This window comes from Streptomyces sp. NPDC102259 (assembly GCF_044766465.1).
Lineage (GTDB): Bacteria > Actinomycetota > Actinomycetes > Streptomycetales > Streptomycetaceae > Streptomyces.
Map to the genome: position 1 here is coordinate 180,058 of NZ_JBIWMA010000004.1, position 15,566 is coordinate 195,623.

Sequence of the window (15,566 nt, forward strand, 5' to 3'; positions counted from 1 at the left end):
CGCAGGTCAGAGGGTGCTTTCTGCGGCCACAGGCGGTTCTCCCAGCATGATCCTTTTAGTGGTGTCGTAGTCATAGATTGGGGTTGCCGGTGCCGGTGCCGCCGCTGACCAGGAAGGACAGCCGCGCCCGCATCAGGGCCCGCAGCACCGCGTCCCCGCCCGGTGGCACCGTGCCCGCGGCCACCAGTTCGCCGAGCGTGAAGGCTCGGGGCCGTACGACGCGCAGCGACAGACAGGTGCAGCCGACGGCGACCGGGGGCAGCACCGCGTGCAGTCGCGTCCCGTCGGGCAGCCGGGCGTCGGTCCAGGGGCGGGCGTCGTCCAGGCGCCGTCCGGCCACGGCGGCGAGTCGTTGCGCGAGGCGCCGTACGGCCGCCGCGTCCGGGAAGGAGACGCCGGTCAGCTCCAGGCCGCCGCCCCGGTCGACCCAGACCCGGTCCGGGGCGGACACCAGTACGTCGGTCACCCTGGGGTCGGTGAGCAGTGGCTCCAGAGGCCCGCTGCCGATCAGCTCGGACCGCAGGTGCTCGGCCGCGCCGAGGACCTCCGCGTCCCCGAGGACCCGCCCCTGTTCGCGCAGTGCCTGCGCCACGCGCGCGGGTGTCGGTTCGGCGCCGCTGTCGGCGAGCCACTGCCGTACGCCGTCGAGCAGCGTCCCGGTACCTGTCACGTGTTCGAGTTCGGGCGGCGTGCTCATGCGCCACCCGCCTCGGTGAGCGCGCGCTCCCAGAACTCCTTGCAGAAGCGGGCGAGCGGCCCCCGCGCGGTCGCGCCGGGTGGCGCCTTGCCGCCGTCCGGGCGCAGCAGCCCCGACTCGACGGGCACCTCGCCGGCCAGCGGCAGGCCGAGCAGTCGGGCCACTTCGCTGTCGTCGAGTCCGGGCGCGTAGGGGCCGCGCACCGCCACCCGCAGGTCGCGCAGCACCATGCCGACGGCGGATGCCACGCGCTTGCCCGCCGCGACGGCGCGCAGTTCGGCGGGGACCACGAGGAGTCCGAGGTCGAGCTGGGCGAGGATCTCGGCAACGCCGTCGTCGATGCGGCGCGGGAGGTCGACGACGACCGTGCCGCCCCGGCGCCGGGCCGCGGCCAGCACCGCGCGTACGGCCTGGGGCGCGATGGCTACGCAGTCGCCCCGGTCCCAGCTGAGCACCCGCAGCGAGTGCAGCCTGGGCAGCGACTCCTCCAGCGCGCTGCCGCCGACCCGCCCGCGCGAGGCTGCGAACGCGGGCCAGCGCAGGCCTTCCGTGCTCTCGCCGCCGAGGAGGACGTCGAGTCCGCCGCCCAGTGGATCAGCGTCGACCAGAAGGGTGCGCAGCCCTTCTCGCGCGGAGGTGACGGCGAGGGCGCACGCGAGCGTGGACGCTCCGGCGCCGCCGCGTCCGCCGATGACGCCGACGGTGAGGGCGGGCCGTCCGACGCCCTCGGCGACGTCGGCGATGCGGTCGACCAGCCATTGTTCGCCGTCGGGCAGCATCAGGACGTGGTCGGCGCCGATCTCCACGGCGCGCTGCCACACCCCGGGGTCGTCCTGATCGCGGCCGACGAGTACCACTCCGCGTCTGCGGGCGGCCCCGCGGACACGGCGTGCCGCGTCGTCGCCGACCAGGACGAGCGGCGCGGCCTCCCAGCTGCCCCGGCGTTCCGGCACCGAGTGGTGCACCTCCGGAGTGGCGCCGGCGGCGGCGCACAGGCGCAGCAGATCGTCGAGGAGTTCCGTGTCCTCCGTGACGATCAGTGGCTTGCCCGGTTCGCCTCCGACGGTGGGCGGCGGGTCGTGTGTGACGGCTCCGGTCACGTTTTCCATCCCCCTTCACTGCGGGGCGCGCAGTCGCTGCGGTCCCGCGATTCCCGAACGTGTGAAGAACCGGCAGCCGGTCTCCATATGAACGGCCGCCAGAATCCGGCCGAACGCCCCCGGCAAACGGAACCGGCCATGTGAAGCCGGCCCGGTGCGAACGCGTCGGAATCACCGTGCAGCGAAGCCGGAAATCGTGTTGATCTTGGTGGAAAACTGTGGACGAGCAGATGGTTGTGAATATCGCCGTCACCCATACCGGTGAGCCCCACACCATCTGCTGTGCGACTTCCGCAGAGGAGTCCGACGACTACGCACAGTGACGGAGGGCGGGCAAGAAAAAGAGGCGGCCGCAGCCGCCTCGGTGCGGCACAGCGGCCGCGTGCAGAACTGGAAAACCCACCCGGACATGCGACGACCCCCGCCGGGGGGGAGAGCGGGGGTCGCCTTCACGGCCGACTCGGGGGGGGAGGAGTCGGACCGCGTTAGCACGGTCGCGAACGATCCGTGACTTCCATGGTGTACCCGAGAGCCTTCTCAGGCAAACCCACGCGCCAACCTTACGCCGAATGAGCTGCCCCTATGCTCATGCTTGTGGAAAACCACTCCTTGCCCCGCACAGCGGCCTTCTTTGACCTGGACAAGACGGTCATTGCGAAGTCGAGCACGCTCACCTTCAGCAAGTCCTTCTACCAAGGCGGTCTGATCAACCGCAGGGCGGCCCTGCGGACCGCATACGCCCAGTTCGTCTTCCTCGTCGGCGGTATGGACCACGACCAGATGGAGCGGACCCGCGAGTACCTGTCCGCCCTCGTGCGCGGCTGGAACGTCCAACAGGTGAAGGAGATCGTGGCCGAGACCCTTCACGACCTGATCGACCCGCTGATCTACGACGAGGCGGCCTCGCTGATCGAGGAGCACCACACGGCCGGCCGTGACGTCGTGATCGTGTCCACGTCGGGCGCCGAGGTGGTCGAGCCGATCGGCGAGCTGCTCGGCGCGGACCGCGTGGTCGCCACCCGCATGGTCGTGGGCGAGGACGGCTGCTTCACCGGCGAGGTGGAGTACTACGCCTACGGGCCGACGAAGGCGGAGGCGGTCAAGGAGCTGGCCGAGTCCGAGGGGTACGACCTCTCGCGCTGCTACGCGTACAGCGACTCGGCGACCGACCTGCCGATGCTGAAGGCGGTCGGGCACCCGCACGCCGTGAACCCGGACCGGGCCCTGCGGCGCGAGGCCGTCGCGCGCGGGTGGCCGATTCTCGACTTCCACCGGCCGGTGCGCCTCAAGCAGCGGATTCCCTCGTTCTCCGTACCGCCCCGCCCCGCGCTCGTCGCGGCCGCGGCGATAGGAGCGGCGGCGGCCACCGCGGGCCTCGTCTGGTACGCGAACCGACGCCGGGCGGCGACCGTCTGACAGGCCGTTCCGCGCGCGGGACGGCCTGTCACCCTTCAGGGCCGTCCGTTTAAAACCCGTTTGGGAGCAAAAGCAAAGGAACTGGCGCCAGCACTTCCGCTTGTCCGGGTCCAGGAGTACAAAGGACTTAGCGGCCCGCGAGACCAAGGACATCCGAGAGGATCACCTTGATAACGCATTTGGCCCCACGGACCGCGCATGACCACTGGGCACCCACGCGACGTCGACCCGTCGAATACGGGCCAGCCGCACCAGGTCACGGGCGAAGATCCCGGCCTGATGGGCAATATATCGAGGACGCTTGGTAACCGGGTGAGCATGCCAGCGGCGGTACGAGGACTCGTACCGCCGCAACCCTTTGTGAGGCCCCCGCGAGGGGCTTTCCCGTGAGCCTCACGCGCGCGTGAGGCTCACGCCGCCCCGCGCTGAAGCGCCTCGCACACCGCCGTCGACTCGCGCGCGCCCAGCTCGACCGCCCTGCCACAGTGCGCGATCCAGGCCGCCATGCCGTCCGGTGTGCCGGAGACGTAGCCCTCCAAGGCCGCCAGGTAGGCCGCCCGCCCCAGCTCGGCGTGCCCCACCTCGGCCGGGCAGACCGACTTGGGGTCGAGGCCGCTGCCGATCAGCACGATGCGCTCGGCGGCGCGTGCCACCAGGCCGTTGTGCGAGGTGAACGGACGCAGGGCCAGCAGCTCGCCATGGACGACGGAGGCCGTCACCAGGGCGGGCGCGGAGCCTCCCGCGATGATCAGCTCGGACAGCCCCTCAAGACGGCCGGCCACCTCGGCGGCGCCCGGCAGCGGCAGCTCGATCAGCGGCTCGTCGACCGCCTCACCGGCCTGTCGCGGACGTCCGACCTCGTCGTCGCTGGTCGCCGCGGCCACCAGATGCAGCCGCGCCAGCACCCGCAGCGGGGACTGCCGCCAGATGGACAGCAACTGGCCCGCCTCGGCGGACAGCCGCAGAGCCGCGCCCATGACGCGCGCCTCGTCGTCGACGCCGAAGTCGGTGCGCCGACGCACCTCCTCCAGCGCCCAGTCCGCGCCGGAGAGGGCCGCCGAGCCGCGGGCCCCGCGCAGTGCGGCCTCGGAGGTGATCTCGGTGCTGCGGCGGCGCATGACACGGTGTCCGTAGACCCGGTCCACGGCCTTGCGCATGGTCTCCACGGACTCGGCCACACCGGGCAGGGAGCCCAGGGCCGCGAGCGGATCGGCGGACGCGCCTGTCGTACTCATGAGTACGACCCTACGCAACCAGCACCCGCACCCCACGAAGGAGTGGTCTTCTTCACGCGCGACTGCCACGCACAGCTATCACCGCACTACCCTTTGTGAACATGAAAATTGCTTTCGTCGGGAAGGGCGGCAGCGGCAAGACCACCCTGTCCTCCCTGTTCATCCGCCACCTGGTCGCCGACGGCGGACCTGTGATCGCGGTCGACGCGGACATCAACCAGCATCTGGGGCCCGCGCTCGGCCTCGACGAGGCGGAGGCCGCGGGGCTGCCGGCGATGGGTGACCGGCTGCCGTTGATCAAGGACTACCTGCGCGGCTCCAACCCACGCATCGCCTCCGCCGAGACGATGATCAAGACGACACCGCCCGGCGAGGGCTCCCGGTTGCTGCGGGTGCGCGAGAACAACCCGGTGTACGACGCCTGTGCCCGGCCGGTGGAACTCGACGGCGGCGCCGTCCGTTTGATGGTCACGGGCCCTTTCACGGACGCCGACCTGGGGGTCTCGTGCTACCACTCCAAGACGGGAGCGGTGGAACTGTGCCTGAACCACCTGGTGGACGGCCGTGACGAGTACGTCGTGGTCGACATGACCGCGGGCTCGGACTCCTTCGCCTCCGGCATGTTCACCCGCTTCGACATCACGTTCCTCGTCGCCGAGCCAACCCGGAAGGGGATCTCCGTCTATCGCCAGTACAAGGAGTACGCCCGCGACTTCGGCGTCGAGCTGAAGGTCGTCGGCAACAAGGTGCAGGGCCAGGACGACGTCGACTTCCTGCGCGCCGAGGTCGGGGACGACCTGCTCGTGACGGTCGGCCACTCGGACTGGGTGCGCGCCATGGAGAAGGGCCGGCCGCCACGGTTCGAGCTCCTGGAGGACACCAACCGTCAGGCCCTGCGCCTGCTGCGGACGACCGTCGACTCGGCGTTCGAAAAGCGGGACCGGGAGCGCTACACACGGCAGATGGTGCACTTCCACCTGAAGAACGCCGAGTCCTGGGGCAATGAACGGACCGGGGTCGACCTGGCCGCGCAGGTCGACCCCGGGTTCGTCCTCGGCGAAAGCCTCACGGCCTCCGTGTGACAGTTCCTGCGTGACGGCCGCCCTGGCCCCTACCGCCTGACCGCCGGAGCCCCGGGTACGCCCTTCGGGGCCGGGGCGGGGCTGACGGGCAGGAGGGACTCCCAGCCGTGCTTCGGGGACTCGCCGACTTCCAGCGTGCGCAGCCTGGCCAGGACCTTCGGGTCCTGGGCGTCCAGCCAGTCGGCGAGTTGCCGGAAGGACACGCAGCGCACGTCCGGCTTGTTGCAGACGTTCTCGACGACCTCCTCGACTGCGCGCATGTATGTGCCGCCGTTCCAGGACTCGAAGTGGTTGCCGATGATCAGCGGTGCGCGGTTGCCGTAGTAGGCCCGGTCGAACCCCTTCAGCAGGCCGTCACGCATCTGGTGGCCCCAGAACGCGCGCTTGTCGGGGTCGCCCTGCGTGGAGGTGCCGGACTGGTTGACCATGAAGTTGTAGTCCATGGTGAGCTGCTCGTAGGAGTGGCCGGGAAAGGGCACGAGCTGCATCGACAGGTCCCACAGGCCCTGCTTCTTGCCGGGCCACACCTGGTTGTTGACTCCGCTGGTGTCGTAGCGGAAGCCCAGCTCGCGGGCGGCCTTCATGAAGTTCTTCTGGCCCTCGAGGCAGGGGGTGCGGGCGCCGATGAGTTCCTTGTCGTAGTCGAAGGGCAACGGGGCCGCGTTCTTCATGCCGGTGTTGGTCTTCCAGGTCTTCACGAACTGCTTGGCCTGGTCGATCTCATCCTTCCACTCCTCGACCGACCACTCGCCGACGCCACCGTTCTTCCCGCAGAAGTGGCCGTTGAAGTGGGTGCCGATCTCGTTGCCCTCCAACCACGCCAGGCGCAGTTGCTTCGCGGTCTCGGCGATGCCCTGCTCGTCGTTGAAACCGATGTCCGAACGGCCCGGCGAGTGCTGCGGCGGCCTGTACAGGTCGGCCTTCTCCTCCGGCAGCATGTACACGCCGCTGAGGAAGTACGTCATCGTCGCGTTGTTGGCCTTGGACACCTGGCGGAAGTGGGAGAACAGCTTCTGGCTGTCCTCGCCTGCGCCGTCCCAGGAGAAGACCACGAACTGCGGCGGCTTCTGGCCCGGCTTCAGCCGTTCGGGGCGGGGCAGGTGGGGCTGCGCTCCGGTGTACGCGGTGGAGCCGTCGCCGATCAGGCGGACGACACTCTTGGGGGCCGGGACCGGCTTGACCTTCTGCGGGCCCGGCACTCCCTCCCCGGAGCCGTGGGAACCCCCGGTTCCCGTCGCGCAACCGGCGAGCGATGCGGCGACAACCGCGGCGACGACTGCGCCCGCGGCGATCCTCTGGGTGGCGGCCATCTTCCGCCCACCTTCTTCCTTCTCTCGGCCAACGCCGACGAGGGCGTTCTCTGGTGACGCGCCGGGACGAGCCGGCAGCGCCGTCAAGGTCGCACGGAGTCGAGAAGGAATTAATACGACAAGCCGATAAAAAGGCCACTTCACTCTCGGGGGTGATTACCTGCCCCATTTGCCGCAAAAATCCAGGCTTGGCCTTTACTCTGCATTACGATCTGTTTACCGAGCGTTGATTTTTATCCCGCCGCTGCACGCCGTGACCCACGGCCGCGACCGCCCCCGCCCCAACCGGGGGACCACATGTTCCGCGACCGCGCTGCCCCGGAGGAGACGGGAACCATGTCCGCCTGCGCCCCCACCCGCACCGACCACTCGACGCGCACCGAGCGCATCCACTCACCCCACAGCCCCCCACCGGCCCCGCACCGCCGCTTCCGCATCGCGGGCGCCGATGTGTCCGCCTCGATCGCGGTCTTCCTGATCGCCCTGCCCCTGTCCCTCGGCATCGCCCTCGCCACCGGCGCGCCGCTCCAGGCCGGCCTCGTCGCCGCCGCCGTGGGCGGAATCGTCGCCGGGTGGATCGGCGGCGCGCCGCTCCAGGTCAGCGGCCCCGCGGCCGGCCTGACCGTGGTCACCGCCGACCTCATCCAGCGGTACGGCTGGCGGACGACCTGCGCCATCACCGTCCTGGCCGGACTCGCTCAGCTGGGCCTCGGCTGCCTGCGCGTGGCGCGCACCGCCCTCGCCGTCAGCCCCGCCATCGTGCACGGCATGCTCGCCGGCATCGGCGTCACCATCGCCGTCGCCCAACTGCACGTCGTCCTCGGCGGCACCCCCCAGAGTTCGGTCCTCGACAATCTCCGTGCCCTGCCCGCCCAGTTGGCCGGACTACAGCCGGCGGCCGTGGCCATGAGCACGCTGACCCTGACCCTGCTGCTGCTCTGGCCGCGTATCCCCGGCCGAGTGGGCCGCCTGGTGCAGAAAATCCCCGCTCCACTCGTCGCCGTCACCGGCGCCACCGCCACCGCCGCGCTCGCGGGCCTCACCCTGCCCAAGGTGGACCTGCCCTCCTGGAGCAGCCACGCGCTGGCCGGGCTGCCCGAGGGACCGGTGCTCGGGCTCATGGCCGCCGTCCTCACCACCACTTTGGTCTGCAGCGTGCAGTCGCTGCTCGGCGCGGTCGCCGTGGACAAGCTGATCGCCTCGCGGCCGGCCCTGCTCAGCGACCGCTCCGCCCGTGTCGGCCGCTCGGACCTGGACCGCGAGCTGCTGGGCCAGGGCGCGGCCAACATCGTCTCCGGCGCACTCGGCGGGCTGCCGGTGGCGGGTGTGGCCGTGCGCAGTTCGGCAAATGTCCGAGCCGGTGCCGTGAGCCGGAACTCCACGATGCTGCACGGCGTTCTCGTAGTAGTCGCCGCGCTGTTGATGGTCCCGGTTCTGGATCTCATCCCGCTCGCCTCACTCGCCGCCCTGGTGATGGCCGTGGGCATCCAGATGGTGTCCCTGCACCACATTCGCACGGTGACCCGCCACCGTGAGGTGCTGGTGTACGCCGTCACCACCCTCGCAGTGGTGTTCCTCGGCGTCCTGGAGGGCGTGACGCTCGGCATCGCCGTGGCCGTGGCCGTCGCCCTGCACCGCCTCGCCCGCACCCGTATCACGCACTACGAGAAGGAAGGAGTCCATCACGTACACGTCAGAGGCCAGCTGACGTTCCTCGCCGTGCCGCGACTGAGCCGCATCCTGCATCTCGTACCCCAAGCCACCCATGCCGTCGTCGAGTTGGACGGCTCCTTCATGGACCACGCGGCGTTCGAGGCCCTGCAGGACTGGCAGAAGTCACACACCGCCCAGGGTGGCTCCGTCGAGCTGACCGGCCGCCGCTCCGGCACAGGGCTCGACACCGGAACCGACGTCGAGGCGGACGCCGAGGCAGGCATCGGCTCCCGCAGCCGTCTCGGCATCGCCGTCGGGGACGGTGACTCGACCGCTCCCCCGGCTCTCGATCCCGCTCGGGCCGGCGAGGTCCCGATCGCCGACTGCCGCTGTCGTCCCTGGACGCCGTGGCGCAACCACCAGTGTGAAGTCCCTCGGGCAACGACACGGACACCACAGACATCCACGACACCAACGCCGACATCAACGCCGACGCCACCGGCAGCTCAGTCGGCAGAGGCGACCTCCGCGGCGAGCCCAGCAGAGGCGGCGGGGTCGCCCGGCACAGTCCAGGGGAGGGAAGCGACAGAGTCCACGGAGCCGGCGAAGCTCAGCGAGCCGGGGCAGCCGGGGCAGGACGGGCAGCCAGAGAAGCCGGGGAAGTTCGTCGAGCCGAGCGGGCATCAACTGGTGCGTGGCATCAGCGCGTTCCAACGCAACACCGCGCCACTGGTGCGCGGCGAGCTGGCGCGGCTGGCGCGCGAGGGCCAGCAGCCCACCCAGCTCTTCCTCACCTGCGCCGACTCCCGGCTGGTCACCTCGATGATCACCTCCAGTGGTCCGGGCGACCTGTTCGTGGTGCGCAACGTCGGCAACCTCGTGCCGCCGCCCGGCGAGGAGAGCGGGGACGACTCGGTGGCGGCCGCGATCGAGTACGCGGTGGACGTGCTGGAGGTGCGGTCCATCACGGTGTGCGGGCACTCCGGATGCGGTGCCATGCAGGCACTGCTCGACACCGAACCGGGCAGGGCGCGGACCCCGTTGCAGCGGTGGCTGCGACACGGTGTGCCGAGCCTGGAGCGGATGGCCGACGACGACCGCCCGCGCGCCCGACTGGCCGGGCGGGCACCGGTGGACGCGGTCGAGCAGCTCTGCCTGACCAACGTGGTCCAGCAGTTGGAGCACCTACGGGCCCACGAGTCGGTGGCCCGGTCCCTGCTGAGTGGGGCGCTGGAACTGCACGGGCTGTACTTCCACGTGGGCGAGGCGCAGACGTACCTGCTCACCGAGGAGGCCGCGGGCGACGGCGAGTTGTTCGGTCATGTGGGAGAGGTGGACATGCCGGCCTGAACCGGCGTGACGCCTCCCCGTCGTCTCACGGCGCGGGGCGGGGATGTGAAAGGCGTTACACCGTCTGAACTCCTTCCGCTCCGTGTCCGTGGGTACGGATGACCCCTGGGCCGGTCCAGAGGATGACCTCTGGCCACCGGAAACAGGGTCGAGACGCGGCGACCCCTACAGGTCTAAACCAATTTTTGGTCGGCTCTTGTCACCGCGCCCTGGGTCTGATGAGCTGTGGCCTGGGACACAACGGACACGGACACCCTTCGAGAGGGAGATGTCGTGAGCAACGAATCCTTGGCCAACCTGCTGCGTGAAGAGCGCAGGTTCGCGCCGCCCGCTGATCTGGCGGCCGACGCCAACGTCACGGCGGAGGCGTACGAGCAGGCCAAGGCTGACAGGCTCGGCTTCTGGGCCGAGCAGGCCCGTCGGCTGACCTGGGCCAAGGAGCCGACCGAGACGCTGGACTGGTCGAACCCGCCGTTCGCCAAGTGGTTCAAGGACGGCGAACTCAACGTCGCCTACAACTGCGTCGACCGGCACGTGGAAGCCGGGCACGGCGACCGGGTCGCCATCCACTTCGAGGGCGAGCCCGGCGACAGCCGCGCCATCACCTACGCCGAGCTCAAGGACGAGGTGTCGAAGGCCGCCAACGCCCTGCTGGAGCTGGGAGTTCAGAAGGGCGACCGGGTCGCCGTCTACATGCCGATGATCCCCGAGACGGCGGTCGCGATGCTGGCCTGCGCCCGGATCGGCGCCGCGCACTCGGTCGTCTTCGGCGGCTTCTCGGCGGACGCGCTGGCCACGCGCATCCAGGACGCGGACGCACGTGTCGTCATCACGTCCGACGGCGGATACCGGCGCGGCAAGCCGTCCGCGCTGAAGCCGGCCGTCGACGACGCGGCCGACCGCGCCGGCATCGTCGAGCATGTGCTCGTCGTCCGGCGCACGGGCCAGGACGTCGCCTGGAACGGCGAGCGTGACGTGTGGTGGCACGAGATCGTCGAGCGGCAGTCGGCCGAGCACACGCCCGAGGCGTTCGAGGCCGAGCACCCGCTGTTCATCCTCTACACCTCCGGCACCACGGGTAAGCCCAAGGGCATCCTGCACACCTCCGGCGGCTACCTCACGCAGACCGCGTACACGCACCACGCGGTCTTCGACCTCAAGCCGGAGACCGACGTCTACTGGTGCACGGCCGACGTCGGCTGGGTCACCGGGCACTCGTACATCGTCTACGGGCCGCTGGCGAACGGCGCGACGCAGGTCATGTACGAGGGCACGCCCGACACCCCCCACCAGGGCCGCTTCTGGGAGATCGTGCAGAAGTACGGGGTGACGATCCTGTACACGGCGCCGACCGCCATCCGTACGTTCATGAAGTGGGGCGACGACATCCCCGCGAAGTTCGATCTCAGCAGCCTGCGGGTGCTCGGCTCGGTCGGTGAGCCGATCAACCCCGAGGCCTGGATCTGGTACCGCAAGCACATCGGCGGCGACCGGACGCCCATCGTCGACACCTGGTGGCAGACCGAGACCGGCGCGATGATGATCTCGCCGCTGCCGGGCGTCACCGAGACCAAGCCCGGCTCGGCACAGCGTCCGCTGCCCGGCATCTCCGCAACCGTCGTCGACGACGAGGCGAACGAGGTGCCCGACGGCGGCGGTGGCTACCTGGTCCTCACCGAGCCGTGGCCGTCGATGCTGCGCACGATCTGGGGCGACGACCAGCGGTTCCTCGACACGTACTGGGCGCGCTTCGAAGGCAGGTACTTCGCCGGCGACGGGGCGAAGAAGGACGAGGACGGCGACATCTGGCTCCTCGGGCGCGTCGACGACGTGATGCTCGTGTCGGGCCACAACATCTCCACCACCGAGGTCGAATCCGCGCTCGTGTCCCACCCGTCCGTCGCCGAGGCGGCCGTCGTCGGCGCCGCGGACGAGACCACCGGGCAGGCCATCGTCGCCTTCGTCATCCTGCGCGGCACCGCGAACGCGGAGGACGAGCGGCTCGTCTCCGACCTGCGCAACCACGTCGGCACCACGCTCGGCCCGATCGCCAAGCCGAAGCAGATCCACCCGGTCACGGAACTGCCCAAGACCCGCTCCGGCAAGATCATGCGCCGTCTGCTGCGGGACATCGCCGAGAAGCGTGAACTCGGAGACGTCACGACCCTGACCGACTCCTCGGTCATGGATCTCATCCAGGCGAAGCTCCCGGCCGCGCCCAGCGAGGACTGAGCGGGCAAGGAAAGGGCACCCGGCGGCGATGACCGCGCCGGGTGTCCTTTTCGCACCTAACGTGGAGATCGCCGGATTCCCCCTTGCGTACTCTAGGTAGGCTGAAGAAAAAGGTGCGCCGGGAAGTCTGGTCGGCATGTGTTCCGTGCTGCCCACCGACCGGAGGCCCCCACCGTGTCCGCGCCCCGCAACACCGCCCCCCGCAAGGCCTTCGGACGGCTGTCCCTCCCCGAGCGGAACTTCGTCGCGGAGGCGCTGCGCACCGAGACCGTCGGCGGTGTGCTGCTGCTCGTCGCCGCCGTGGCCGCGCTGCTCTGGGCGAACGCACCCGGGCTGCACGACAGCTACGAGAGCGTCAGCCACTTCCACCTCGGCCCCGAAGCCCTCGGACTGAACCTCTCCGTCGCGCACTGGGCGGCCGACGGCCTGCTCGCGATCTTCTTCTTCGTCGCCGGCATCGAACTCAAGCGAGAACTCGTCGCCGGTGACCTCAAGGACCCCAGGGCCGCCGCGCTCCCCGTGGCGGCCGCACTGTGCGGGATGGCCGTACCCGCGCTCGTCTACACGCTCACCAACCTCAGCGGCGGTGGCTCGCTGAGCGGCTGGGCGGTGCCCACGGCCACCGACATCGCGTTCGCGCTCGCCGTGCTCGCCGTCATCGGCACGTCCCTGCCGAGCGCGCTGCGCGCCTTCCTGCTCACCCTCGCGGTCGTCGACGACCTGTTCGCGATCCTGATCATCGCGGTCTTCTTCACGAGCAGCATCGACTTCGTGGCGCTGGGCGGCGCGGCCGTCGGCCTCCTCGTGTTCTGGCTGCTGCTGCGCAAGGACGTGACCGGCTGGTACGTCTACGTCCCGCTCGCGCTCGTCATCTGGGCGTTGATGTACAACAGCGGCGTGCACGCCACGATCGCCGGGGTCGCGATGGGCCTGATGCTGCGCTGTACGACGCGCGAGGGCGAGGAACACTCCCCCGGCGAGCGGATCGAGCACCTCGTCCGGCCCCTTTCGTCCGGCCTCGCGGTGCCGCTGTTCGCCCTGTTCAGCGCCGGTGTGGCCATCTCGGGCGACGCTATCGGCGATGTGTTCGGCAGGCCGGAGACGCTGGGCGTCGTCCTCGGTCTCGTCGTCGGCAAGACGATCGGCATCTTCGGCGGGACCTGGCTGACCGCCCGCTTCACCCGCGCCTCGCTGAGCGACGACCTCACCTGGGCGGACGTCTTCGCCGTCGCGTCCCTCGCCGGCATCGGCTTCACCGTGTCGCTGCTGATCGGGGAGCTCGCCTTCGAGGGCGATCCGACGCTGACCGACGAGGTCAAGGCCGCCGTCCTGCTGGGCTCGCTGATCGCGGCGACCCTCGCGACGGTCCTGCTGAAGCTCCGCAACGCCGCGTACCGCCGGATGTGTGAGGCCGAAGAGCGCGACGACGACCTCGACGGCATCCCCGACGTGTACGAGGAGGACAACCCCGCCCATCACCTGCGGATGGCGGAGATCTACGACGGCAAGGCCGCCGAGCACCGCCGCCGAGCCGAGGAGATCGCCCGCGAGAGCGGCCGGGAGGAGGCGCGGGGGGACGCTCCGGGGGGAGTCCGGCGAGGGGCCGACACGCGCCACGGGCCTGCCGAAGTGATGGGCGGGGCAGGCGAGGAGGGCGACCGTCCGGCATGATCTGACGGGACGGTACAAAAGAAGCCAGAAGCAGCACAGCAGAAGAGGGAGAACGCGATGAGCGCACCCGACGGCAGCCCGGTCGGCGCCGAACGCAGCATCGGCCAGCTGTTCGCCTCGGCGACGACCGAGATGTCTGCGCTGGTGCACGACGAGATCGCGCTGGCGAAGGCGCAACTGAAGCAGGACGTCAAACGCGGAGCGACGAGCGGTGGGGCGTTCTCCGGGGCCGGCGCGGTCCTGCTCTTCTCCCTTCCGATGCTCAACTTCGCGCTGGCGTACGGCATTCGGACGTGGAGCGACTGGAATCTCGCGATCTGCTTCCTGCTGTCCTTCGCGGCGAACGTGCTCATCGCGCTCATCCTCGTCCTGATCGGCGTGGTCTTCGCCAAGAAGGCGCAGAAGGGCAAGGGCCCGCAGAAGGTCGCCGCGTCCATGAAGGCGTCGGCGGGCGTTCTGCAGAACGCCAAGCCGCACCCGCGGCCGGAGCTCCCGCAGGACCGGGTCCCGGAGGCCATCGAGGCTGTGGCACGCTCGTCGTCATGACGGACCCCGCCACTCCTCCGGCCCAGCCCGCTTCGGTCGTACGGCCGGACGCCGTCTGCGGCGTCAAGGTCACCCATCGCGAGGTCGCCGCGAACGGTGCCCGCTTCCACATCGCCGAGGTCGGCGACGGTCCGCTGGTCATGCTCGTCCACGGCTTCCCGCAGTTCTGGTGGACGTGGCGGCACCAGCTCGTGGCCCTGGCCGACGCGGGCTTCCGGGCCGTCGCGATGGACCTGCGCGGCGTGGGCGGCAGCGACCGTACGCCGCGCGGCTACGACCCGGCCAACCTCGCCCTCGACATCACCGGCGTGATCCGCTCCCTGGGCGAGCCGGACGCCGCGCTGGTCGGCCACGACCTGGGCGGCTACCTGGCGTGGACGGCGGCCGTGATGCGCCCCAAGCTCGTCCGCAGGCTCGCCGTCGCCTCGATGCCGCATCCCCGGCGCTGGCGCTCGGCGATGCTCGCCGACGTCCGGCAGACGACCGCGAGCTCCCACATCTGGGGGTTCCAGCGGCCATGGATCCCCGAGCGGCAGCTCGGCGCCGACGACGGCGCACTGGTGGGCCGGCTGATCCGGGACTGGTCCGGGCCGAGGCTGCCGGAGGACGAGGCGGTGGAGGTCTACCAGCGCGCCATGTGCATCCCCTCCACCGCGCACTGCGCCGTCGAGCCGTACCGGTGGCTGGTGCGCTCGATGGCCCGGCCGGACGGCGTCCAGTTCTACCGGCGCATGAAGCGGCCCGTGCGCGTGCCCACGCTGCATCTGCACGGTTCCCTCGATCCGGTGATGCGCACCCGTAGCGCGGCCGGCTCCGGGGAGTACGTCGAAGCGCCGTACCGCTGGCGGCTGTTCGACGGACTCGGCCACTTCCCGCACGAAGAGGACCCGGTCGCGTTCTCCACCGAACTGGTCAACTGGCTGAAGGATCCCGAGCCCGATCGGTGACCGCGCCATCGCGCCCGGCACCCGGTCCTGAACGTCTGTACGACGAACAGCCAAATGCCCGGCGCATAGGCCAATTGGCCGCTCTGAGCGCGGTTATCGACCTTGGGGCAGGGGCAGACGTCGGTGTATGGGCTGGACGCACGACTACAGTGATGCAGCACGCAACCGCCGCTCGGCCAGTGGCCTGAGCCCCCACCGACGAGGTGCCGACCCGCAACTGCCGGGCTCCGACCTCCGAGTGGGCATTCCGCGCATCCTGCGCCGCCGAGCCCGCTGGGTCTCGGTCCGCCTGCGTCATCCTCGAGGCTGACCCGGCGAAGGATCTCC

11 protein-coding genes and 1 pseudogene are annotated in these 15,566 nt (G+C 70.3%); 8 read left to right on the top strand and 4 right to left on the bottom strand.

Annotated elements, in window-relative coordinates:
- Nucleotides 1-73: 73 nt before the first annotated feature.
- Both ACIRPU_RS12670 and ssd read right to left on the bottom strand, forming a co-directional pair.
- Nucleotides 74-697: pseudogene (locus tag ACIRPU_RS12670) on the bottom strand (ATPase, T2SS/T4P/T4SS family); the annotation flags it as partial.
- On the bottom strand, nucleotides 694-1,806 hold the full coding sequence (gene ssd / locus ACIRPU_RS12675; protein ID WP_403865509.1) for a septum site-determining protein Ssd: 1,113 nt from the start codon (nucleotides 1,804-1,806) through the stop codon (nucleotides 694-696). The gene ssd and the pseudogene ACIRPU_RS12670, both read right to left, overlap by 4 nt.
- A 573-nt stretch (nucleotides 1,807-2,379) precedes the next feature.
- Between ssd and ACIRPU_RS12680 the strand changes: the two genes are divergently transcribed.
- On the top strand, nucleotides 2,380-3,213 hold the full coding sequence (locus ACIRPU_RS12680; RefSeq protein WP_355702684.1) for an HAD family hydrolase: 834 nt from the start codon (nucleotides 2,380-2,382) through the stop codon (nucleotides 3,211-3,213).
- Nucleotides 3,214-3,623: 410 nt separating this feature from the next.
- Here the strand turns inward: ACIRPU_RS12680 and ACIRPU_RS12685 are convergent, their stop codons facing one another.
- A complete protein-coding gene (locus ACIRPU_RS12685) occupies nucleotides 3,624-4,448 on the bottom strand; it encodes an oxidoreductase (protein WP_385558623.1) in 825 nt (274 codons plus the stop codon).
- A 101-nt stretch (nucleotides 4,449-4,549) separates the two neighbouring features.
- Here ACIRPU_RS12685 and ACIRPU_RS12690 point away from each other — a divergent pair, with 101 nt between their 5' ends.
- The gene (locus ACIRPU_RS12690; RefSeq protein ID WP_403865514.1) at nucleotides 4,550-5,530 is read left to right on the top strand and encodes an ATP-binding protein; all 981 of its coding nucleotides are present in this window, start codon (nucleotides 4,550-4,552) and stop codon (nucleotides 5,528-5,530) included.
- 29 nt (nucleotides 5,531-5,559) lie between these two features.
- On the opposite strand, the gene ACIRPU_RS12695 is transcribed toward ACIRPU_RS12690, so the two are convergent.
- The gene (locus ACIRPU_RS12695) at nucleotides 5,560-6,840 is read right to left on the bottom strand and encodes a hypothetical protein (RefSeq protein ID WP_403865517.1); all 1,281 of its coding nucleotides are present in this window, start codon (nucleotides 6,838-6,840) and stop codon (nucleotides 5,560-5,562) included.
- 336 nt (nucleotides 6,841-7,176) lie between these two features.
- On the opposite strand from ACIRPU_RS12695, the gene ACIRPU_RS12700 reads away from it, so the two are divergent.
- From ACIRPU_RS12700 to ACIRPU_RS12725, 6 genes are all read left to right on the top strand, one after another.
- Nucleotides 7,177-9,843 (top strand): bifunctional SulP family inorganic anion transporter/carbonic anhydrase, encoded by a 2,667-nt coding sequence (locus ACIRPU_RS12700; protein WP_403865520.1) that lies wholly within the window; start codon nucleotides 7,177-7,179, stop codon nucleotides 9,841-9,843.
- Nucleotides 9,844-10,116: 273 nt separating this feature from the next.
- On the top strand, nucleotides 10,117-12,075 hold the full coding sequence (gene acs, locus ACIRPU_RS12705; protein WP_403865523.1) for an acetate--CoA ligase: 1,959 nt from the start codon (nucleotides 10,117-10,119) through the stop codon (nucleotides 12,073-12,075).
- Nucleotides 12,076-12,249: 174 nt separating this feature from the next.
- Entirely contained in the window at nucleotides 12,250-13,746 is a 1,497-nt protein-coding gene (nhaA, locus tag ACIRPU_RS12710) for a Na+/H+ antiporter NhaA (RefSeq protein ID WP_403865526.1), read from the top strand.
- 57 nt (nucleotides 13,747-13,803) lie between these two features.
- Nucleotides 13,804-14,292, top strand: coding sequence for a phage holin family protein (locus ACIRPU_RS12715; RefSeq protein WP_403865529.1), 489 nt, complete (start codon nucleotides 13,804-13,806; stop codon nucleotides 14,290-14,292).
- A complete protein-coding gene (locus ACIRPU_RS12720; protein ID WP_384110130.1) occupies nucleotides 14,289-15,239 on the top strand; it encodes an alpha/beta fold hydrolase in 951 nt (316 codons plus the stop codon). Before ACIRPU_RS12715 ends, ACIRPU_RS12720 begins: the two co-directional genes overlap by 4 nt.
- 127 nt (nucleotides 15,240-15,366) lie before the next feature.
- Nucleotides 15,367-15,549, top strand: a complete 183-nt coding sequence (locus tag ACIRPU_RS12725) for a hypothetical protein (RefSeq protein WP_253267937.1) — start codon at nucleotides 15,367-15,369, stop codon at nucleotides 15,547-15,549.
- Nucleotides 15,550-15,566 lie beyond the last annotated feature (17 nt).